This window comes from Streptomyces sp. H51 (assembly GCF_035656535.1).
Lineage (GTDB): Bacteria > Actinomycetota > Actinomycetes > Streptomycetales > Streptomycetaceae > Streptomyces.
Genome location: NZ_JAYMHD010000085.1, coordinates 1 through 18,813 on the forward strand (window position 1 = coordinate 1; position 18,813 = coordinate 18,813).

At 73.0% G+C, this 18,813-nt stretch carries 19 protein-coding genes; 11 read left to right on the top strand and 8 right to left on the bottom strand.

The genetic code is table 11. The features are described from left to right. Positions 1–304 precede the first annotated feature (304 nt). Positions 305–799 (bottom strand): DUF3145 domain-containing protein, encoded by a 495-nt coding sequence (locus VKA29_RS33250; RefSeq protein WP_324789764.1) that lies wholly within the window; start codon positions 797–799, stop codon positions 305–307. A 257-nt stretch (positions 800–1,056) separates the two neighbouring features. Between VKA29_RS33250 and VKA29_RS33255 the strand changes: the two genes are divergently transcribed. Together VKA29_RS33255 and VKA29_RS33260 are read left to right on the top strand one after the other, a co-directional pair. Continuing rightward, a complete protein-coding gene (locus VKA29_RS33255; protein WP_324789765.1) occupies positions 1,057–1,956 on the top strand; it encodes an SGNH/GDSL hydrolase family protein in 900 nt (299 codons plus the stop codon). Positions 1,957–2,123: 167 nt separating this feature from the next. Further along, a complete protein-coding gene (locus VKA29_RS33260; protein WP_324789766.1) occupies positions 2,124–3,095 on the top strand; it encodes an aldose epimerase family protein in 972 nt (323 codons plus the stop codon). A 95-nt stretch (positions 3,096–3,190) separates the two neighbouring features. On the opposite strand, the gene VKA29_RS33265 is transcribed toward VKA29_RS33260, so the two are convergent. Further along, the gene (locus VKA29_RS33265) at positions 3,191–5,773 is read right to left on the bottom strand and encodes a beta-glucosidase (protein WP_324789767.1); all 2,583 of its coding nucleotides are present in this window, start codon (positions 5,771–5,773) and stop codon (positions 3,191–3,193) included. A 104-nt stretch (positions 5,774–5,877) separates the two neighbouring features. On the opposite strand from VKA29_RS33265, the gene VKA29_RS33270 reads away from it, so the two are divergent. Next, entirely contained in the window at positions 5,878–6,453 is a 576-nt protein-coding gene (locus VKA29_RS33270; protein ID WP_324789768.1) for a TetR/AcrR family transcriptional regulator, read from the top strand. A gap of 18 nt (positions 6,454–6,471) precedes the next feature. Here VKA29_RS33270 and VKA29_RS33275 read toward each other — a convergent pair whose 3' ends face one another. Both VKA29_RS33275 and VKA29_RS33280 read right to left on the bottom strand, forming a co-directional pair. Beyond that, positions 6,472–6,801, bottom strand: coding sequence for a YrdB family protein (locus VKA29_RS33275; protein ID WP_324789769.1), 330 nt, complete (start codon positions 6,799–6,801; stop codon positions 6,472–6,474). Between the two features lie 11 nt (positions 6,802–6,812). Further along, a complete protein-coding gene (locus VKA29_RS33280; protein ID WP_420718623.1) occupies positions 6,813–7,202 on the bottom strand; it encodes a RidA family protein in 390 nt (129 codons plus the stop codon). 78 nt (positions 7,203–7,280) lie between these two features. Here VKA29_RS33280 and VKA29_RS33285 point away from each other — a divergent pair, with 78 nt between their 5' ends. Both VKA29_RS33285 and VKA29_RS33290 read left to right on the top strand, forming a co-directional pair. After that, complete coding sequence (locus tag VKA29_RS33285; RefSeq protein ID WP_420718625.1) at positions 7,281–8,228, top strand: LysR family transcriptional regulator; 948 nt, start codon at positions 7,281–7,283, stop codon at positions 8,226–8,228. A 65-nt stretch (positions 8,229–8,293) separates the two neighbouring features. Then, the gene (locus VKA29_RS33290) at positions 8,294–8,566 is read left to right on the top strand and encodes a hypothetical protein (protein WP_324789771.1); all 273 of its coding nucleotides are present in this window, start codon (positions 8,294–8,296) and stop codon (positions 8,564–8,566) included. Positions 8,567–8,692: 126 nt separating this feature from the next. Here VKA29_RS33290 and VKA29_RS33295 read toward each other — a convergent pair whose 3' ends face one another. Both VKA29_RS33295 and VKA29_RS33300 read right to left on the bottom strand, forming a co-directional pair. Next, the gene (locus VKA29_RS33295; RefSeq protein ID WP_324789772.1) at positions 8,693–9,322 is read right to left on the bottom strand and encodes an RDD family protein; all 630 of its coding nucleotides are present in this window, start codon (positions 9,320–9,322) and stop codon (positions 8,693–8,695) included. Between the two features lie 349 nt (positions 9,323–9,671). Further along, complete coding sequence (locus VKA29_RS33300) at positions 9,672–10,469, bottom strand: EI24 domain-containing protein (RefSeq protein ID WP_324789773.1); 798 nt, start codon at positions 10,467–10,469, stop codon at positions 9,672–9,674. 117 nt (positions 10,470–10,586) lie between these two features. Between VKA29_RS33300 and VKA29_RS33305 the strand changes: the two genes are divergently transcribed. Together VKA29_RS33305 and VKA29_RS33310 are read left to right on the top strand one after the other, a co-directional pair. Beyond that, positions 10,587–11,732 (top strand): serine hydrolase domain-containing protein, encoded by a 1,146-nt coding sequence (locus tag VKA29_RS33305; RefSeq protein WP_324789774.1) that lies wholly within the window; start codon positions 10,587–10,589, stop codon positions 11,730–11,732. A gap of 161 nt (positions 11,733–11,893) precedes the next feature. Continuing rightward, entirely contained in the window at positions 11,894–12,433 is a 540-nt protein-coding gene (locus VKA29_RS33310; protein WP_324789775.1) for a hypothetical protein, read from the top strand. A gap of 191 nt (positions 12,434–12,624) precedes the next feature. Here VKA29_RS33310 and VKA29_RS33315 read toward each other — a convergent pair whose 3' ends face one another. Continuing rightward, positions 12,625–13,623, bottom strand: a complete 999-nt coding sequence (locus VKA29_RS33315) for an NADP-dependent oxidoreductase (RefSeq protein WP_324789776.1) — start codon at positions 13,621–13,623, stop codon at positions 12,625–12,627. A gap of 88 nt (positions 13,624–13,711) precedes the next feature. Here VKA29_RS33315 and VKA29_RS33320 point away from each other — a divergent pair, with 88 nt between their 5' ends. Continuing rightward, complete coding sequence (locus VKA29_RS33320) at positions 13,712–14,164, top strand: MarR family winged helix-turn-helix transcriptional regulator (protein ID WP_324789777.1); 453 nt, start codon at positions 13,712–13,714, stop codon at positions 14,162–14,164. Positions 14,165–14,206: 42 nt separating this feature from the next. Here VKA29_RS33320 and VKA29_RS33325 read toward each other — a convergent pair whose 3' ends face one another. Then, positions 14,207–15,208 (bottom strand): SCO2400 family protein, encoded by a 1,002-nt coding sequence (locus tag VKA29_RS33325; RefSeq protein WP_324789778.1) that lies wholly within the window; start codon positions 15,206–15,208, stop codon positions 14,207–14,209. Between the two features lie 301 nt (positions 15,209–15,509). Between VKA29_RS33325 and VKA29_RS33330 the strand changes: the two genes are divergently transcribed. From VKA29_RS33330 to VKA29_RS33340, 3 genes are all read left to right on the top strand, one after another. Next, on the top strand, positions 15,510–16,673 hold the full coding sequence (locus VKA29_RS33330; protein ID WP_324789779.1) for a mandelate racemase/muconate lactonizing enzyme family protein: 1,164 nt from the start codon (positions 15,510–15,512) through the stop codon (positions 16,671–16,673). Beyond that, entirely contained in the window at positions 16,670–17,674 is a 1,005-nt protein-coding gene (locus tag VKA29_RS33335) for a zinc-dependent alcohol dehydrogenase (protein ID WP_324789780.1), read from the top strand. The genes VKA29_RS33330 and VKA29_RS33335 overlap by 4 nt, the downstream gene beginning before the upstream one ends. Before the next feature lie 134 nt (positions 17,675–17,808). Then, positions 17,809–18,780, top strand: coding sequence for a hypothetical protein (locus VKA29_RS33340; protein ID WP_324789781.1), 972 nt, complete (start codon positions 17,809–17,811; stop codon positions 18,778–18,780). Positions 18,781–18,813: the final 33 nt, after the last annotated feature.

An 18,813-nucleotide genomic window follows, 5' to 3' on the forward strand; every position in this document is an offset into this window, starting at 1 on the left:
GACTGCGGCAGCCTCGGAATAGCCCATTCCTTGATCCACAAGCCGGAAGTATGCCTCCCGCTCCTGGACCAGCTTCCCGGGTCCCTGCGGCCTCCGGTCCTCCCGGATCCTGAAGTCCATTGCCACCCCTGAGCTGGGGTGTTGCAACGACCACTAGAACCTGAGGGTCGGTGGGGGCCCTTCGCGTGCGATCGGGAGGCCGCGCCGGAGACGACGCGGGAGCCTGGCAGGGGGTGGCGCGGGAAGTGGCGGGGGTTGGCGTGGGAGCCTGGCAGGGGGTCCGGAGCCTGGCGCTGGGGGTGTGTCAGACGACCTGGTGCAGCCAGCGCACCGGTGCGCCCTCGCCCGCGTACCGGAAGGGCTCGAGTTCGTCGTCCCAGGGCTTGCCCAGGAGCCTGGCGATCTCCGCCTCCAGGTCCGTCTCGCCGTCCCGGGAGCGGGTCAGGGCCGCGCGCAGACGGTCCTCGGGGATCAGGATGTCGCCGTGGATGCCGGTGACGGCGTGGAAGATGCCCAGGTCGGGGGTGCAGCTGTAGCGCTCGCCCTCGGCGGTCGGGCAGGGCTCGGCGGTCACCTCGAAGCGGAGCATCTGCCAGCCGCGCAGCGCGGAGGCCAGCTTGGACGCGGTGCCCGGCTGGCCCTGCCAGGAGAACTCCGAACGCCAGGTGCCCGGCGCGGCGGGCTGCCGGATCCAGTCGAGGCTGACGCGCGTGCCGAGCACCCCGGCGACGGCCCACTCGACGTGCGGGCACATCGCGCGCGGCGCGGAGTGCACGTACAGGACTCCACGTGTCGTCACCGGGACCTCCGGGCAGAGCGGGACATCTTGCGAACTGGCGGACACGTGGCCGGACGGACCACGTTGATGGCGAGGCTACCGTGCGACGGCGCGAGGAGTGTGACGTACCGTCGGAGCCGGTGCCGGGAAACGTCCGCCATTCACCCGGCAGGACGCCTGTACGGGTGCCGGTGGCCGCCCCGGGTGGAGGCCGGGAACCCGCGCGCGTTGTCATGGAGGGGGACATCTCTGACGTCGACCGAGGGGAGCAGCAGCGGATGCGCAAGCCCAGCCGCCGGTCACGGACCGTGCTCGCCGCCGTGACGGCGGCCGTCCTCGGCGTCACCGGGTGCGACGCCGTCGGTGGCGGCTCCGCCGGGCAGGACGGGACGAAGGCGCGGGCCGCGAAGCCGTCCGCGCGGCCCGCGCCGGTGTGGGACGTCAGCCCCGCCTCGATCGCGGCCGTCGGCGACTCCATCACCCGCGGTTTCGACGCCTGCGCGGTGCTGACGGACTGCCCGGAGGTCTCGTGGGCGACCGGGACCAGTCCGCAGGTGGACAGTCTGGCCGTGCGGCTGCTGGGAAAGGCGAAGGCGGCCGAGCGGAGCTGGAACTACGCGGTGACCGGGGCGCGGATGGCGGACCTGCCCGGGCAGCTGGCGCGGGCGGTGACGCGCAGGCCGCAGCTGGTGACGGTGATGGCGGGCGCCAACGACGCCTGCCGAACCTCCACCGCGGCGATGACGCCGGTGGCCGACTTCCGCGCCGACTTCGAGGAGGCGATGGCCACGCTGCGCAAGGCCCTGCCGAAGGCACAGGTGTACGTGTCGAGCGTGCCGGACCTGAAGCGGCTGTGGTCCGAGGGGCGCACCAACGCGCTGGGCAAGCAGATCTGGAAGCTGGGCCTGTGCCCGTCGATGCTGGGCGACGCGGACGCGCTGGACTCGGCGGCGACGCTGCGCCGGGACACGGTGCAGAAGCGGGTGGAGGCCTACAACGCGGTGCTGGGCGAGGTGTGCGCGAAGGACCGCCGCTGCCGCTTCGACGGGGGCGCGGTGTACGCGTACCGGTTCGGCACCGGCCAGCTGAGTCACTGGGACTGGTTCCACCCGAGCGTGGACGGCCAGGCCCGGCTGGCGGAGATCGCCTACCGGACGGTCACGGCGAAGCAGCGGTGACCGAAGAAGCGGTGACCGGTGCCCGGCGCTGAGCGCTCAGCCGGATGTGCCGCGTCGCGCCTGTGCGCCGACTGCGGCGCCGTCGTGGCTGGTCGCGCGGTTCCCCGCGCCCCTTCAGGGCGCCGCCCGGCCGCGGCGCACCGCGCCGGCCCGCCTAGGATTCGCTCATGAACGAACACTTCGGCACACTTCCCGACGGCACGCCGGTGCACCGCTGGACCCTGGAGCGGTCGGGCGTACGGGTGCGGGTGCTGTCGTACGGCGGGATCGTGCAGTCGGTGGAGGTCCCGGACCGGGACGGGCACGCCGGGAACGTGGTGCTGGGGTTCGCCGGCCTGGACGGCTACCTCGCGCACCCGGAGCCGTACCTCGGCGCTCTGATCGGGCGGTACGCCAACCGGATAGCCGGCGGCCGTTTCCCGCTGGACGGGGTGACGTACACGCTCGCGCTCAACCCCCCGCCCGACTCCCTGCACGGTGGCGAGCGCGGCTTCGACAAGCGTGTGTGGGACGTCGTGCCGGTGGAGCACGGGGTGCGGCTGAGCCGGGTCAGCGCGGACGGCGAGGAGGGCTTCCCGGGCCGGCTGGAGGTGTCCGCGACGTACACGCTGGACGCGTCCGGCGCCCTGCGGATCGCCTACGAGGCGGTGACGGACGCGCCGACCGTGGTGAACCTGACGAACCACAGCTACTTCGACCTCGGCGGCTCGGGGCACGCGGGCGGTCACGAACTGCGGGTCGCCGCCTCCCGGTTCACGCCCGTCGACGTACACCTGATCCCCGCCGGGCCGCCGCGCGAGGTGGCCGGCACCCGCTTCGACTTCCGGCGGGCGCGTGAGGTCGGCTCCGGCTACGACCACAACTTCGTGCTGGACGGCGGGGTGACCGGGGCCGCCCGGGAGGTCGCCGAGCTGTACGACCCGGTGTCCGGGCGGGTGCTGACCGTCGCCACCACCGAGCCCGGCCTCCAGGTGTACACCGCGGACCACCTGGGTGAGCCCTTCTCCCCCGGCGCGGGCGTCGCGCTGGAGACCCAGCACTTCCCGGACTCCCCCAACCGCCCGGACTTCCCGACGACGGTGCTGCGGCCCGGCGAGGTGTTCCGTTCCGAGACGGTGTACGGGTTCGGGGTGCGCTGACGCGTGGCCCGCGGAGGGGGGGCCGGGACGGTACGAGCCCCGGCCCGGGGGTCAGGTCCCGGGCCGGGGCTGCTGGTGGGGAGACTTGTCCCGGATCAGACGTTAATCGTCGCCGTGATCCTGCGGTCCGCTATCGAGCGTCCGACCTGGATCTCGTACGAACCCTTCACAATTGTCCAGGCCCCGGTCTCCTCGTCCCAGACCTCGAAGGCGCGGCGCGGGAGCGTGACGACCGCCTCGGCCGTCTCGCCGGGAGCGGCCGTGACGTCCGCGAACCCGGCCAGCCGGCGCGCGGGCCGGCCGGCGTCGGGCTCGACCGGGGCCAGGTAGACCTGCACGACCTCGCGGCCGGGGCGCTCGCCGGTGTTGCGGACGCGGACCGTGGCCGTCGTACCGTCCGCCGTCCCGTCCACGTCGACGGACTCGTACGCCCAGTCGGTGTAGCCGAGGCCGTGGCCGAAGGGGTACGACGGGGTGCGGCCGGCCTTCTCCCAGGCCCGGTAGCCGATGAAGACGCCCTCGGAGTAGTGCAGTTCGCCGTCGGCGGGGGTCACCTGGGTGACCGGGGCGTCGGCCAGGGAGCCCCAGGTGGTGGGCAGCCGGCCGCCCGGCTCGTGGGCGCCGGTGAGCACGTCCGCCAGGGCAGCGCCGCCCTCCTGGCCGGGGAACCAGGTCAGCAGCACCGCGGCGACCTCCTCGCGCCACGGCATCTCCACCGGGGAGCCGGAGTTGACGACCACGACGGTGTCGGGGTTGGCGGCGGCCACCGCGCGGACGAGGTCGTCCTGGCGGCCGGGCAGGACCAGGTCCTTGCGGTCGAAGCCCTCCGACTCGACGCGGTCGGTGGTGGCGACCACGACGACGGCCGTGTCGGCGCGGCGGGCCGCCTCGACCGCCTCGGCGATCAGTTCGTCGGGGTCACGCTGCGGCTCCCGGTGGGCGAGGGTGAAGCCGACGACCTTCATGGGGGCGTTCTCGGGATGGGCGACGACGTGGGTGAGGGAGACCTCGACCGTCTCGCCGGCGGTGAGTTCGGCCTCGGCGCGGGGCACGGGGGCGCGGAGGAGCGCCTCGAAGGGGCCGTCGTCGTCGGCGGGGCGCTGGACGTCGTCGTAGTACGTCGTGCCGTCGACGGTCAGCCGGAAGGCGCCCACGCCCTTGACGCCGAAGGTGTGCGTGCCGGTGCCGCGGGGGGTGAAGGTGCCGGTCAGCTCCACGGTGTGCAGGTTGTCGTGGGTGACGCCGTCGGGGAGGTCCGAACCCATCCACTGGATCAGGCCGCTCGGGGCCGAGCCGGTGCCGACGACGTTGCCGTCCGCGTCCCGGCACACCGCGCGCAGCTCGAACCCCTGGTCGGCGACGGCGAGTTCGGTGTCGGGGTCGGCGCCCACCGCGTAGCCGACGGCGCCGTCGGGGAGGGCGGCGGTGAGGCCGTCGAGGGGCGAGACGATCCGGGGCGGGAAGACGGTGGCGGAGCCGCCGCCGAGGACGCGGGCTTCGCGGGCGGCGGCGCCGATCAGCGCCACGGTGCCCGGCTTCAGGGGCAGGGTGCCGCGTTCGTTGCGGACCAGGACGAAGGAGCGGCGGGCGATCTCGCGGGCCAGCGCGCCGCCGTCGACGGTCTCCGGCAGTTCGGTCACCGCGGGTGCGACGCCCTCCAGGGCGCCGACGCGGGCGGCCAGCCGCAGCACGTTGCGGACGGCGTCGTCGACCGCGGACTCCTCGACGTCGCCGCCGCGCACGGCCTGGGCGAGCGGTGCGCCGTAGACGGTCCGCGGGCCGGGCATGGCGACGTCGAGGCCGCCTTCGATGGCGTCCTTGGTGGAGCGGGCGGCCGTCCAGTCGGAGACGTTGTAGCCGTCGAAGCCCCATTCGCCGCGCAGGACCTCGTTCACCAGGTGGTGGTGCTCGGTCATCGTGGTGCCGTTGACCGTGTTGTAGGCGGTCATGATGCCCCAGGGGCGGGCGTTCTCGACGATGATCTCGAAGGGGGCCAGGTACAGCTCGCGCAGGGCGCGTTCGCTCACCAGGTTGTTCACCGTGAAGCGGTCGGTCTCGGCGTCGTTGGCGACGTAGTGCTTGACGGTGGTGCCGACGCCGCCCGACTGGACGCCGGCCACATAGCCCGCGCCGATCAGGCCGGTGAGGTACGGGTCCTCGCTGTAGGCCTCGAAGTGGCGGCCGCCGAGCGGGGAGCGGTGCAGGTTGACGGTGGGGGCGAGCAGCACGTGGACGCCCTTGCGGCGGGCCTCCTGGGCGAGCAGGACGCCCGCGCGGCGGGCGAGCCCCGGGTCCCAGGTGGCGGCGAGGGCGGTCGGGGAGGGCAGGGCGACGGAGGGGTCGTCGGCGGTCCAGCGCACGCCGCGGACGCCGATCGGGCCGTCGGACATGACCAGGGACCTCAGGCCGATCTCCGGCAGGGCGGGCAGGGACCACATGTCCTGGCCGGACAGCAGCCGGGCCTTCGCGTCCAGGTCCAGCCTGCCGAGGGCCGCCTCGACGACCGCCTCGCGGGCCTCGTCGACCTCGCGAGCCTCGCGAGCCTTGCGGGCCTTGCGGGCCTTGCGAGCCTTGCGGGCCTCGCGAGCCTTGCGGGGCTCGCTGGCCTCGCTGGCCTCGCTGGCCTCGCTGGCCTCGCTGGGCTCGTCGGCCGGAGGGGTTCCTGGGGTTCCCGCCATCGCGGTGCCTCCTCGTCGAAGTCCGTGCAGTGCCCCCAATCGTGCATCGGCTCCCTGTAGGGCGGTAGGTTTCGTCATCCTGCCGTTATTTTCAGGGTGGAGGGATGACATACCGTGACCCCATGAACGCCAGGGTCAGGAGCGAGGAGCGGCGCACCGAGATCGTGCGGGCGGCGCTGGAAGTGATCGCCGAGCGCGGCTACCGGGGCGCGAGCCTGGCCGCGGTCGCCGAGCGCGTCGGGCTCACCCAGCAGGGTCTGCTGCACTACTTCCCGACCAAGGACGCGCTGCTGGTCGCGGTCCTGAAGGAGCGGGACCGGTGGGACGCGCTGCCGGACACCCGGTGGCGGGTCGATCTGCTGGCCGCGCTGGTGGAGTACAACGTGATGCGGCCCGGCATCATCCAGACCTTCTCGGCGCTGCTCGGCGAGAGCGTGACGGAGGGGCATCCGGCGCGCGAGTACTTCACCGAGCGGTACCGCAGGGTGCGCGAGAGCATGGCCGCCGTCCTGCGCGCCGAGTACGGCGAGCGCCTCCCGAACGGCCTCACCCCGGAACGCACCGCGCCGCTGCTGGTCGCGGTGATGGACGGCCTGCAGTACCAGTGGCTCCTGGACCCGGAGTCGGTGGACATGCCGGGCGCGTTCCGGGACTTCCTGGCGCTGCTGGGCGAGACCTGAACTCCGGCAACGCTCGTGCTACTGACGCCAGATCACGGCCAGCGTCTTGCTGACCGCGCAGACCAGGGCGAAGGCGATCGCCCAGGCTGCGGCCCCGGCGGCGAGCAGCGCGGCCACCCCGGCGCCGAACCAGAGCAGTTCGAAGCCGACGCGGACCGCGCCGTGCGTCGCCTGCGGCGCCTTGCGCGAACCGAACCTCCCCCACACCACGATGAGCAGGGCCGGGGCGCCCAGGCCCAGCAGCCACGCCAGGGGCGCCGCCACGTCGCGGGTGAAGCCCCAGTAGCCGACGGCGGCGAGAGCGCCGAGCTCGATGAGGAACAGGACGCCCAGGTTCGCTGCCTTCATGGGCGGCAGTATCACCTGCTCGCCGGGACCGCCGCCACGATTTCCACCTCGATCAGCGCCTCCGGTCGGAACAGGCGCGGGACCTCGAAGGTCATGCTCGTCGGGGGCGTGCCGGTGAGGAACCGCCGGCGTACGGCGCCGTATTCCTCCAGTCCGCCGATGTCCGTGAGGTAGGTGCGGATGTTGACGACGTCCGCCAGGGTCGCTCCGTGCGCCGCCAGCAGCGCGCCGAGCGTCTCGAACACGCCCCGGCTCTGCTCGGCGAGGCCGGCGCCGTCGGCGATCTGCCCGGAGACGAACAACAGGGCGCTGCCGTCGGCCTGTTCGATGCGGGCGACCTGGGAGTAGTAGGGGCTCAGGGGCTGGGGCGCGGACGCGGGGCTGTCCAGGGTGACCTTCACGGCGCCCCGCCTTTCGACTGCTTCTCCATGGCGTCGACGCTAGGCGGGCCCGTGTGATGCGACAAGCGAATGTCCAGCATGGCCGCCATGCCGAACTCGCATGCCCCGGACGGCGTTCCGGACGTCTCGACCGTCTGGCTGCGCGTCTTCCTCGAGGTCGCCCGGCACGGCTCGTTCACGCTCGCGGCACGGACGCTGGGCTGGACCCAGTCGGCGGTCTCGCGGCAGATCTCCTCGCTGGAGGCGGCGCTCGGCGGCGGGCCGCTGTTCGACCGGCTGCCGCGCGGGGTGCGGCCGACCGAGGCCGGGCGGATCCTCGTACCGCACGCGGAGGCGGTCACCGAGGCGCTGCACGGGGCGGGGCGGGAACTGGCGGCGCTGCGCGAGGCGGCGGACGGGCGGCTGCGGTTCGGGGCGTTCGCCACGGCCGACGCGGCTCTGGTGCCGCACGCCCTCGCCGCGTTCCGGGCCCGCCACCCCCGCGTGCGGGTCTCCCGCGAGGAGGGGCTCACGCCCGCGCTCCTCGGCCTGCTGGACGCGGGCCGGCTGGACCTGGCGGTGGTCTCCACGACGGGCCGCGCGCCGCTGGAGGCGTACGAACTGCACCACCTCCTCGACGAGTCGCTGTACGTCGCCGTCGCCGCCGGGCACCCGCTGGCCGGCCGCGACGGCCCGGTCCGGCTCGGGGAACTGGCCGACGCCGACTGGATATCCGGCAGTGCCCGCCCCGGGGGCACGCTGCTGGACACGGCGTCCCGCCAGGGCTTCCGGCCCCGCGTCGCGCACGTCGTCGCTGAGTGGACCGCCAAGCAGGGCTACGTCGCCGCCGGTCTGGGCGTCGCCCTCGTCCCCGCCCTGGCCGCCGCGTCGGTGCGGCCGGACGTCGCCCTGCTGCGGGTGCTCGACGAGGACGCCCCCGCCCGCGCGGTGTACGCCGCCACGGTCCGCGGCCGCGCGCCGTCCCCGGCCGCGCTCGCCTTCCTCGCGGCACTGCGGGAGGCGGCGGCCCGCGTTCCGGGCCGGTAGCACTTCGTGAAACCGGGTACGGGTGCTCATGCGCCCGGCCGCCGCGCCGGTCCACCCTGTCCGTCATGAGCATGAGATGGAGGAACACGATCGCGGTCCTCGCGCTGCTGCCCCTCGACGCCCTGGCCGTGGGCTACGGCTGGCTGGCGGCCGGGATGACCGCGTGGGCGGCCGGCCAGGACGGGCGGCCCTACCATCCGCCCCTGGCCGAACTGGGCGGCGCGTGCGCCGTCGTGGCGGCCGCCGGAGCGTTGCTGTGGTGGGCCCGCCTGCGCGGCGCCGCCGCGTTCCAGGCGGTCCCGCTGCTCGCGCTCGTCGCGCTCATGCTGCCCTGGTGACGTCCGCGCGCCGGGCCGTGCCGAGGGGACGGGCTGCCACCGCACGGAACCCGAAGCCCGGTCGCCGCCGAGGATGATCGGGGCAACCGGGCTTCGCCGGACTCGCAGGGGTCAAGCGGCCACCGTTCAGGCCTCCTTGACCACCACGGTCTTGGCCGCCTTGTCGTGGAAGCACTGCTGCAGCGGCTTGTCCCAGAGCAGCGACAGCACGTTCACCAGGGAGAACAACGAGCCGATCAGGTAGATCGCCTGGGGCAGACCGAAGACCGCGCTGCGGATCCAGAGCTCGTTGTCGGAGGGGCGGCCACCGTTCGCCGCCGAGACCACCCGCAGCTTCATGACCTTCTTGCCGATGGACTGCTGGCTCTGGGTGAGCATCATGACACCCTCGTAGCCGAAGACGATCGCGGCGCCGATGACGCCGGCCACGATCGAGCCGACCGCGAGCGCGATGGTGAACTGGACCAAGATCAACGGGATCAGCAGGATGCCGAAGTCGATCAGGCGGGCCAGGAAGCGGTCGGCGGGATTGGCCAGGGTCCGGTTGCCGGGCTGCGGGCCGTACGGGCCGGGCTGGCCGAGCCACTGCGGGAGCTGGCCGGCGCCCTGCGGGTAACCGGGCGGCGGCGGGGGCGGGTAGCCCTGGCCGGACTGCTGGTCGTAAGGGCCCTGCGGGGCACCGTAGCCGGGCGCAGGCTGCTGGCCGTAGGGGTTCTGGTCTGACGGGTAGCCGTAGCCGGGAGGTTGGTTCGTCATCGTCCTGCTTGTCTCGTGTGCGACCTTTCCCCTGAGGTGTACGGCCCCGGCGAACCTTTAGGAAGACTTTCAAGCCAACTGTTACGTGATAACCGATGATTCGCAATCTCGTCACGACCGCTCCGGGGCGCGCGGCTGCGGGCGGAACGGGCGGCTCCCGGGTACGGAATGCCGGACGGATTCCCGGACGGACTTCCGGGAGGGGAAGGGTCCGGGCCCTTCCGCGACCGCCCGGGGCCGGCCGCATGCCATGACGGCTGGACCGTGCACCAGGACGCCCGCACGCCCGCACGCTGGACCGCGCACCAGCACGCCCGCTCCCGCGGAGCGGACCGGCGGTGCGCCGGACTCAGGGGGTGAGCCGCTTGGCCTCGGGGGTGTCGTCGTCGCGTTCCTCGGTGATCTCCTCGCCCAGGAGGTCGCGGGCCAGGAGGGTCGCGCCCGCCACCGCGCCCGGCATCAGGAAGACCGCGACGAACGGCACCAGGAAGGACAGGCCGAGAGGCGTGCCGAAGCCCCAGACCAGGGTCTTGCGGGAGCGGAGCAGGGTGAGGCGCTCGCGGAGTTCGACGCCGCGGCGCTGGAGGGCCACGGCGGCCAGTTCCTCGGTGAGGAAGAAGCCGGTGACGAAGAACCCGATCACCGGGACGACCGTCTGCCCGACGAACGGGACGAAGCCGAGGCCGAACAACAGGATCCCCCACAGCGCCGCCCGGACCACGATCCGCAGGCTGTCGCGGGCGGAGATCCACAGCTCCCGCCACAGCGGCAGGCCCGACTCCGGTGCGCTGCCGTCCGGGGAGACGTCGCGGTCGACCCGTTCGGAGAGGCTCTCGTAGAAGGGCTGGCCGACCAGGAGCGTGACCGCGGTGAAGGTGACGACGGCGAGGAGCAGGGCGAGGGCGAACAGCACGGCGGTGAGGAAGCCGCGGAACAGGCCGCCCCAGGGGCTGTCCCAGTCGTCGGCGAACGGCGTCGCCCACGCCACCACGTCGTCGCCCCACAGTGCGAGCGCGACGAGCGCCGCCGCGTACAGGACGAGGGTGATCAGGCCGGGCAGCAGCCCGAACCCGTACTGCCTGCCGTTGCGGGCCGCCCACCGCTGGCCCTTCAACAGGTACCCGAACCCCACCCCGAGATCACGCATGGGGGGAACCTTACCGGCCCCCTGAGCGGCACCGTCCGGTGACGTGGTTGAGTCGAACGGGTACGTCTCCCCGTACCGATCTCAGCAGGCCGCAGCGGTTGAGGTGAGGAGAGCGGGATGACTCGGGAGATCCACGGCACCGTCGCCGACGGCTTCGAGGCCGTGCGCGAGGAGTTCGCCGCGTTCGTCGCGGAAGAACTGCCGGACTACGAGGGCCAGTTGTGCGCGTACGTGCACGGCCGCAAGGTCGTCGACCTGTGGGCGGGCGGCGACGCCGGCTCCCTGTACGGCGTGTACTCGTCCACGAAGGGCGCCGCGCACCTCGTGGTGGCGCTGCTCGTGCAGGAGGGGACGCTGGAGCTGGACCGCAAGGTGACCTACTACTGGCCGGAGTTCGCGGCCGAGGGCAAGGCGGGCGTGACGCTGCGCGAGCTGATCGCGCACCGGGCGGGCGTGGTCGGCACCGACACCGGGTTCACCCTCGCCGAGCTGGCCGACGACCGCCAGCTGGCCGAACGGCTCGCCGACCAGCGGCCGTTCTGGCGGCCGGGCACCGCCTTCGGCTACCACGCGCTGGTCATCGGCGCGCTCACCGGCGAGGTCGTGCGCCGCGCGACCGGCCGTACGCTCCAGGAGGTCTACGAGGAGCGGATCCGCGCCCCCTACGGGCTGGACTTCTTCCTCGGCCTGCCCGCCGCCCACGAGCCCCGGTTCCGTACCGCGCGGCCGATGGCCCCCACCCCCGAACAGCGGGCGCTGCTCGACTCGCTCCCCTCCGGCCCGCACACGCTCGCCGCCATCGCCTTCAACCAGCACGCCCCCGAACCCACCGACCTGGCGACCCTGCCCAACGACCCGGGCGTGCGCGCCAGGGGACCGGCCTCGGTGGGCGCGGTGGCCTCCGCGCGCGGGCTGGCCGCGCTGTACGCGGCGGCGATCAGCGAGGTGGACGAGAAGGCCCCGCTGCTGAAGCCGGACACGGTGGCCGAGTTCGGCCAGTTCCACTCCGTGGGCCACGACCTGGTGGCCCGCTCGCACAGATCGTTCGGCCTGGGCTTCCAGACGACGGCGGACGTCTGGCACCCGTTCCTGGGCGCCGGGACGATCGGCCACAGCGGCGCGGGCGGCTGCCAGGCGTTCGCGGACCCCCGCAGCGGCCTGGCCTACGGTTACACCCGCCGCCGTCACGCCTTCCCCGGCGGAGCGGCCCCGGAGAACGACCGGCTGGCCCGGGCGGTGCACACGGCGGCCCTGGCCCGCTGACCGGCGCGGGACCCGCCCGGCAACGGATCGACGGGGAGGCGCCCGGAGTTCCTTCCAGCCGATTGCCAGCGGCTCTGCAGAGCCGGCGGCGACGATCGGTCACGGCTCGGGCCTGGCTGCGGTCGGTTCCGGTCCCGAGACGCCTCACGAGAAAGAATTCCATGAACCCACAGCAGGTCGAGTTCCTCGGGGTCTGCGGGCACCTCATGTCCGTCCCGGCTTCCCTGAGCGGCACCGGTGTCTCATGCCCGTCCTGTCACCAGGTGACGCGCGCGCCCATGCCGTTCGTGCCCGGCGGGCCGCCGGCACGCTCGGGGAGCGCGGTGGGCCTCACCGCCCTGTACATCGTGTCCCTGCTCGTCGGCCTCGGCACGGCGGCGGTGATCTACGTGGTGAAGTTCAACGATCTGTCGGAAGACCAGCTGGTGGGGTACACGCCGCTGTGGTTCTTCCCTGTCGTCTTCGGTCTGTACGGCTTCGTCTCGCAGCGCCTCGTCCGCGCCCTCGCGGAGGGCCGGGCCGGCACGCTGAGCGAGGCCGCGCGGCTGTACACGCGTGTCGGCGGCCTGTTCGCGGTCCTGACCATGTTCCCGTTCCTGGTGCTGAGGTGGCGCAGTTCCCTGCTGGTCTCCCTCACGGCCGCACTGTTCTGGGCCGGGCTGCTGTGGTTCTTCTTCGCGGCGGTCTTCCCGGAGCTGTGACGTCCCGGAGCTGTGACCTGCCGGAGCTGTGACCTGCCGGAGCTGTGACCTGCCGGAGCTGTGGCGTCAGGACGAGGAACCCGACGGTTGGTTGTCGGTGACGGCCGCGAGCCCCCGGGTCCGGGACCTGGGGGCTCGCGCGCCGCTTTCCGGCGCGATCCGTCCGGGGAGGCCGCGCCCGCAAGCCGTCACTACAGCTTGACGATCATCTTCCCGGTGTTGTCGCCGCGCAGGACGCCGAGGAACGCCTCCAGGTTGTTCTCGATGCCCTCGACCACGGTCTCGCGGTACTTGAGCGCGCCGGAGGCGACCCAGGGACCGACCTCCCGGACGAACTGCGGCTGGAGGTCGTAGTGGTCGCCGACGAGGAAGCCCTCGATGCGGCCGCGGGTCTGGATGAGGCGGGCGAGGTTCTTCGGGCCGGGCGCGGGCTCGGTGTTGTTGTAGACGGAGATCATGCCGCAGACGGCGATCCGGCCCCCGTGGTTGAGCGAGCCGACGGCCGCCTCCAGGTGGTCGCCGCCGACGTTGTCGAAGTAGACGTCGACGCCGTCGGGGGCGGCGGCGCGCAACTGCTCGGCCACCGGGCCGTTCTTGTAGTTGAACGCGGCGTCGAAGCCGTACTCCTCGACGAGCAGCCTGACCTTCTCGTCGGACCCGGCCGACCCGATGACCCGCGAGGCGCCCTTGAGCTTGGCGATCTGGCCCACCTGGCTGCCGACGGCACCCGCGGCGCCCGACACGAAGACGGCGTCGCCCTCCTTGAAGGCGGCGGTGCGCAGCAGGCCGGCGTAGGCGGTGAGGCCGGTCATGCCCAGCACGCCGAGGTAGGCCGAGAGGGGCGCGGCGTCCGCGTCGACCTTGACCGCGTTCTTGGCGTCCAGCGTGGCGTACTCGCGCCAGCCGAGGAAGTGCAGGACGTGGTCGCCGACGGCGATGCCCTCGGCCTCGGAGGCGACGACCTCGCCCACCGCGCCGCCCTGCATGGTCTTGCCGAGCTCGAAGGGGGCGACGTAGGACTTCGCGGCGCTCATCCGGCCGCGCATGTAGGGGTCGACCGAGAGGTACTTGTTGCGGACGAGTACCTGCCCCTCGCGCGGCTGCCGGACCTCCGCCTCGACCAGGGCGAAGTCCTCGGGCTTCGGCCAGCCGACGGGCCGGCTGAGCAGATGCCATTCGCGGTTGATCATGAGGGAAGCCCTTCCGATTTATTTCAGTACCTGAAACAACGATGCGCCTGAATATTTCACGTTGTCAAGTAAAGGGGTATCCTGAAGCATGCCCACCTCACACGAGACCCGCCGTCCCGACCCGGTGACCCTGGAGGTCGTCGAACTGATCGGCGACGTGGTGGCCCGCTTCTACGCGGACTACGAGGAGGCGGCGGGCGAGCACGCGCTGACCGGCGCCCAGGCGCGGCTGCTGAGCCTGCTGTCCCTGGAACCGCTGGCGATGCGGAAGCTGGCGCGCAGGCTGAAGTGCGAGCCGTCGAACGTCACGGGGATCGTGGACCGGCTGGAGGCCCGCGGTCTGGTGGAGCGCCGCCCCGACCCGGCGGACCGCCGGGTGAAGCTGGCGGCGGCCACGGACGAGGGTCTCCGGGTCGCCCGCGAGCTCCGCGAGGGCCTGCGCTTCGCCCGCGAACCGCTGTCGGGCCTGTCGGACGAGGAACGGCTCGCTTTGCGCGGTTTGCTGCGGCGGATGCTGGATTCCGGCCGCCAGGTGTACTGACCCGCCGTCCGGATCACCCCGGCGTCGCGGCCCCGGCAAGACCTAGGTGCACCACCACAGGAACCGGTCGCACGTCTTCGTCGGCGACGGTTGCGGGTCCGGGCCGGGGTCCGGCGACGACGGTGCCGGATCGGCGGAGGGGGCCTGCGTCGAGGCCGGGGCGCTCGTCGTGGGGTCCGGCGCGGAGGGGTCCGGGGTCGCCCCGGTGGCGGCGGAGGACGTGCCCGCGTCCGGTGACGCCCCGCCGTCCTGTCCCTTGGCGTCCTTGGCGTCCTTGGCGGACTTCGAGGCCGACGGCGAGGCGGAGGCGCCCGGCGCCGCCGAGCCGGCCGCCGTGCCCGGCGCCGTGCCGTCCAGGGGCCGGGCCGTCCCATCGGTCGCCGACGACGTGCCGCCCTCGGCGGACGCGTCCTTCGCGGCCGGCTCCGAGGTGGAGAAGGGCGCGTCCATGCCCAGCTCGGCGAGGCTCAGCCCGCCGGCCGCCAGGACGAAGCCGGCTGCGATCAGCGCGGTCCGGCGTCGGCGCCTGCGGTGCGCCGCGGCTTTGCGGTCGCGTCGGCGTCCGGCGCCCGCCCCGGCCTCACCCGAACCCGCACCCGCACCCGCACCCGCACCCGCCGCGGTACGGCCGCCGCGGCCGTGCCCACCGCGGCCGGGCTGCCGCGCGCGCCGCGCCGCCCGGCCGGCCGGAACGCCGTCACCGATGCCGTCTCCCCAGTCACCCCGGTCGCCCCGGTCGCCCCGGTCGCCCCGGTCGCCGAAGGCACCCTCGTACGCTCCGTCGTACGCGCCCTCGTGCGTCTCGTCGTGCGCGCCGCCGTGCGTCCCCTCGTACGTCCCGTCGCCCTCGTCCCCGTAGGCGCGGTAGGCGTCGTAGCCGTCGTAGGCGGCCGTCGGCCCGCCGGCGTGGCCGGAGACGCCGGACGCGGCCCCGGACACCCCGCCCCGCTCCGCGTGCGCGCGGAGCTCTTCGACGGGAGTGCCGCACCCCGGACAGGCGAGCGCGCCGTTGAGGTGCCGTCGGCACGGGTGGCAGTAGTCCATGACGCGGGAAGACTAAGTTCCTCCCGGGTAGCTTTCCTAGTCACCGCTGTGAAAATTGTGTGGCGAACCGGCCGTTCCGTTGCGCCGGGCCGGGAGCGTACGCCGGGCAAGTCCGCCGATCCCACCGAAACCGGCCCCCGAATCCGTGTCGAAAACGGTGTCGAAACCGTTATGCGTTCGACCCATTGACACTCCCCGCACCCCGTCCTTACTGTCACGCCAGCATTTCGAACGTGTGACGAAATATCGAACACACTGTATCGAGCCCATGGGACCAACGACGCAGCAAGGGGCAACTGCCGTGCGTATCACCGGAATCAGCACCCACGTGGTCGGGACGCCGTGGCGCAACCTGACCTACGTCCAGGTGCACACCGACGAAGGGATCACGGGAGTCGGCGAGACCCGGATGCTGGGCCACACCGACGCGCTGATCGGCTATCTGCGGGAGGCGGAGGCCAATCACATTCTCGGCTCCGACCCGTTCGCGGTGGAAGACCTCGTGCGCCGCATGAAGTACGGCGACTACGGCCGGGCCGGCGAGATCGTGATGTCCGGTATCGCGGTCGTCGAGATGGCCTGCTGGGACATCAAGGGCAAGGCGCTCGGGGTTCCCGTCTGGCAGTTGCTGGGCGGGAAGGTGACGGACAAGGTCAAGGCGTACGCCAACGGCTGGTACACGACCGAGCGGACCCCGGAGGCGTACCACAAGGCGGCCCAGGGCGTGATGGAGCGCGGGTACCGGGCACTCAAGATCGACCCCTTCGGCACCGGGCACTTCGAACTCGACCACCAGCAGACCCTGTACGCCGTCTCCCTCATCGAGGCCGTCCGCGACGCCATCGGGCCCGAGGCGGAGCTGATGCTGGAGATGCACGGCCGCTTCTCCCCCGCCACCGCCGTGCGCCTGGCCAGGGAGCTGGCGCCCTTCAACCCCGCCTGGCTGGAGGAGCCGTGCCCGCCGGAGAACCTCAAGGCGCTGGAGAAGGTCGCCGCGAAGGTCGACGTACCCGTCGCCACGGGTGAGCGCATCCACGACCGCATCGAGTTCCGCGAGCTGTTCGACAGCCAGGCCGTCGACATCATCCAGCCCGACGTCGGCCACCTCGGCGGCATCTGGGAGACCCGGAAGCTCGCGGCGACCGCCGAGACGCACTACATGCTCATCGCCCCGCACAACGTGGGCGGATCCGTGCTGACCGCCGCCTCCCTGCAGGTCGGCTTCACCTCCCCCAACTTCAAGATCCTGGAGCACTTCAACGACTTCGCGGACGCGGAGATCAAGAAGGTGGTCAAGGGCGCCCCGCAGGTGGACCCGGAGGACGGCTGCTTCCACCTCTCCGACGCGCCCGGCCTCGGCGTGGAGCTGGACGTCGACGCGGCGGCCGAGTTCCCGCAGCAGCAGGCCCGCTTCGACCTGTGGGCCGAGGGCTGGGAGCAGCGCAGGCCCAAGGGCTCCAAGTGAGCACCGCGGTCGTCGTCGAGGGGCCGGGCGAGCACCGGCTGACCTCGCTGGAGCCACGGCAGCCGGAGCCCGGCGAGGCGCTGGTGCGCGTCCACGCGGTCGGCATCTGCGGCAGCGACCGCGAGGTCTACCAGGGCAACCGGCCCGAAGGGTACGTCCGTTACCCGCTCACGCCCGGCCACGAGTGGTCCGGGACGGTGCGCTCGGTCGGCGCCGGCGTCCCCGAGGCGCTGGTCGGCCGGAAGGTCGTCGGCGAGGGCTTCCGCAACTGCCAGGTGTGCGACCGCTGCCACGCGGGCGAGACCACCCTGTGCACGGCCGGGTACGAGGAGACCGGGTTCACCCAGCCGGGGGCCATGGCCACCACGCTCACCCTGCCGGCCCGTCTGCTGCACCTCCTGCCGGACGACGCCGATCTGACGGCGGCCGCCCTGCTGGAGCCCGCCGCCTGCATCGCGGCCGCCGCGATCAAGGCGAACGCGCTGCCCGGCGAACGGGTCGCGGTGGTCGGCACCGGCACGCTCGGGATGTTCGCCGTGCAGTTCCTGAAGGCGAACTCGCCGGCCGAGCTGCTGGTGGTCGGCACCCGGACCGACCGGGCCGAGCTGTCGCGGCGGTTCGGGGCCACCGACTTCCGCACCCGCGACCAGCACCTGCCCGACGACTTCGACGTCGTCGTCGAGACCGCCGGATCGGCGTCCGCGGCACGCACCGCCGCCGGGCTGCTCCGGCGCGGCGGCCGTCTGGTGCTGACCGGCATCCCGGCGCCGGGCGCCGACGGGCTGGACCCGACGGACCTGGTGGTACGGCAGCTGGAGGTGGCGACCGTCTTCGGCGCGCCGCCGGACGCCTGGGCGCACGCGGTGCGGGTGTTCGGGGCCGGACTGCTCGATCCACTGCCGCTGGTCACCCACGAGCTGCCGCTGGAGCGGTTCCCGGAGGCCATCGAGCTGGTCGGGTCCGGCGATCCGAAGGTCGGCAAGGTACTGCTCCGTCCCTAGCCGTACGCCGGTACGGGGGCGACCTGACGGCCCCCGTACCGGCGCACACCTGGCCCCTTCCCCGCACCCGGTCGTACCGAGGCACGCCCTGAGCCGCGAACTCCGTCCGAAATACCGAACACTAAGGACAGCTTGTGACCACCGACGCTTCCGCCACGGCAGCCCGCAGGCCGGGTGAGCCGGCGCTCACCACCCTCGGCCTGGGCGCGCCCGCCCTCGACCCCGCCGACGCCTCGCCGCACACCTTCCCCGGCGGCGGCCGCTGGCGCACCGAGATCCCCTCCTGCGAGGGACCGGAGGCGCTGGCCGTCGTGCTCAAGGAGTCCTCGCGCCTCGACGTGCCGATCCACCGGATCAGCCAGGGCAGCGGCGTGTGGATGCTGACCGACGCCGAGATCACCGAGATGGTCGAGGCCACCGGCGAACGGGACATCGAGCTGTGCCTGTTCACCGGCCCGCGCGGCACCTGGGACATCGGCGGCTCGGTGCGCTCCGACTCGCGGGGGGCCGGACTGCGCGCACGCGGGCACGACGCCGTCGCCGGCTGCGTCGAGGACGCCGTACGGGCGACGGAGCTGGGCGTCAAGTGCCTGCTCGTCGCCGACGAGGGCGTGCTGTGGACGCTGCACCGGGCGCGCGCCGCCGGGGTCATCCCGGCGGACACCACCCTGAAGGTCTCCGCGCTCATCGGGCCGGTCAACCCGGCCAGTTACGCGGTCTACGAGCGGCTGGGCGCCGATTCCCTCAACGTGCCCAGCGACCTGACGCTCGATCACCTCACCGAGATCCGCCGGATCTCAGCCGCTCCGATGGACATGTACATCGAGGCGCCCGACGACCTCGGCGGCTACATCCGGATGTACGAGGTCGCCGAGCTGATCCGGCGCGGCGCACCGCTCTACCTGAAGTTCGGCCTGTCCAGATCGCCCGGCATCTACCCCTACGGCACCCACTTGAGGGATCTGACCCTGGACACCGCCCGGGAGCGGGTGCGGCGCGGCCGGCTCGCTCTCGACCTGCTCGCCCGGCACGGCGCGGACGGCGCCATGGCGCCGCTCGGCTCCCGGCTGCCCGGCCCGCTGAACCGCTTCCCCACCGAAGCCTGACCGCTCTCCACGACGAGAAGAACAAGGACTGAT

Bases quoted from the DNA above. Each gene is read 5' to 3' on its own strand.
- VKA29_RS33255 (WP_324789765.1), top strand. From the start codon at position 1,057: ATGCGCAAGCCCAGCCGCCGGTCACGGACCGTGCTCGCCGCCGTGACG.
- VKA29_RS33260 (WP_324789766.1), top strand. From the start codon at position 2,124: ATGAACGAACACTTCGGCACACTTCCCGACGGCACGCCGGTGCACCGC.
- VKA29_RS33265 (WP_324789767.1), bottom strand. From the start codon at position 5,773: ATGGCGGGAACCCCAGGAACCCCTCCGGCCGACGAGCCCAGCGAGGCC.
- VKA29_RS33270 (WP_324789768.1), top strand. From the start codon at position 5,878: ATGACATACCGTGACCCCATGAACGCCAGGGTCAGGAGCGAGGAGCGG.
- VKA29_RS33275 (WP_324789769.1), bottom strand. From the start codon at position 6,801: ATGAAGGCAGCGAACCTGGGCGTCCTGTTCCTCATCGAGCTCGGCGCT.
- VKA29_RS33285 (WP_420718625.1), top strand. From the start codon at position 7,281: ATGGCCGCCATGCCGAACTCGCATGCCCCGGACGGCGTTCCGGACGTC.
- VKA29_RS33290 (WP_324789771.1), top strand. From the start codon at position 8,294: ATGAGCATGAGATGGAGGAACACGATCGCGGTCCTCGCGCTGCTGCCC.
- VKA29_RS33295 (WP_324789772.1), bottom strand. From the start codon at position 9,322: ATGACGAACCAACCTCCCGGCTACGGCTACCCGTCAGACCAGAACCCC.
- VKA29_RS33300 (WP_324789773.1), bottom strand. From the start codon at position 10,469: ATGCGTGATCTCGGGGTGGGGTTCGGGTACCTGTTGAAGGGCCAGCGG.
- VKA29_RS33305 (WP_324789774.1), top strand. From the start codon at position 10,587: ATGACTCGGGAGATCCACGGCACCGTCGCCGACGGCTTCGAGGCCGTG.
- VKA29_RS33310 (WP_324789775.1), top strand. From the start codon at position 11,894: ATGAACCCACAGCAGGTCGAGTTCCTCGGGGTCTGCGGGCACCTCATG.
- VKA29_RS33315 (WP_324789776.1), bottom strand. From the start codon at position 13,623: ATGATCAACCGCGAATGGCATCTGCTCAGCCGGCCCGTCGGCTGGCCG.
- VKA29_RS33320 (WP_324789777.1), top strand. From the start codon at position 13,712: ATGCCCACCTCACACGAGACCCGCCGTCCCGACCCGGTGACCCTGGAG.
- VKA29_RS33325 (WP_324789778.1), bottom strand. From the start codon at position 15,208: ATGGACTACTGCCACCCGTGCCGACGGCACCTCAACGGCGCGCTCGCC.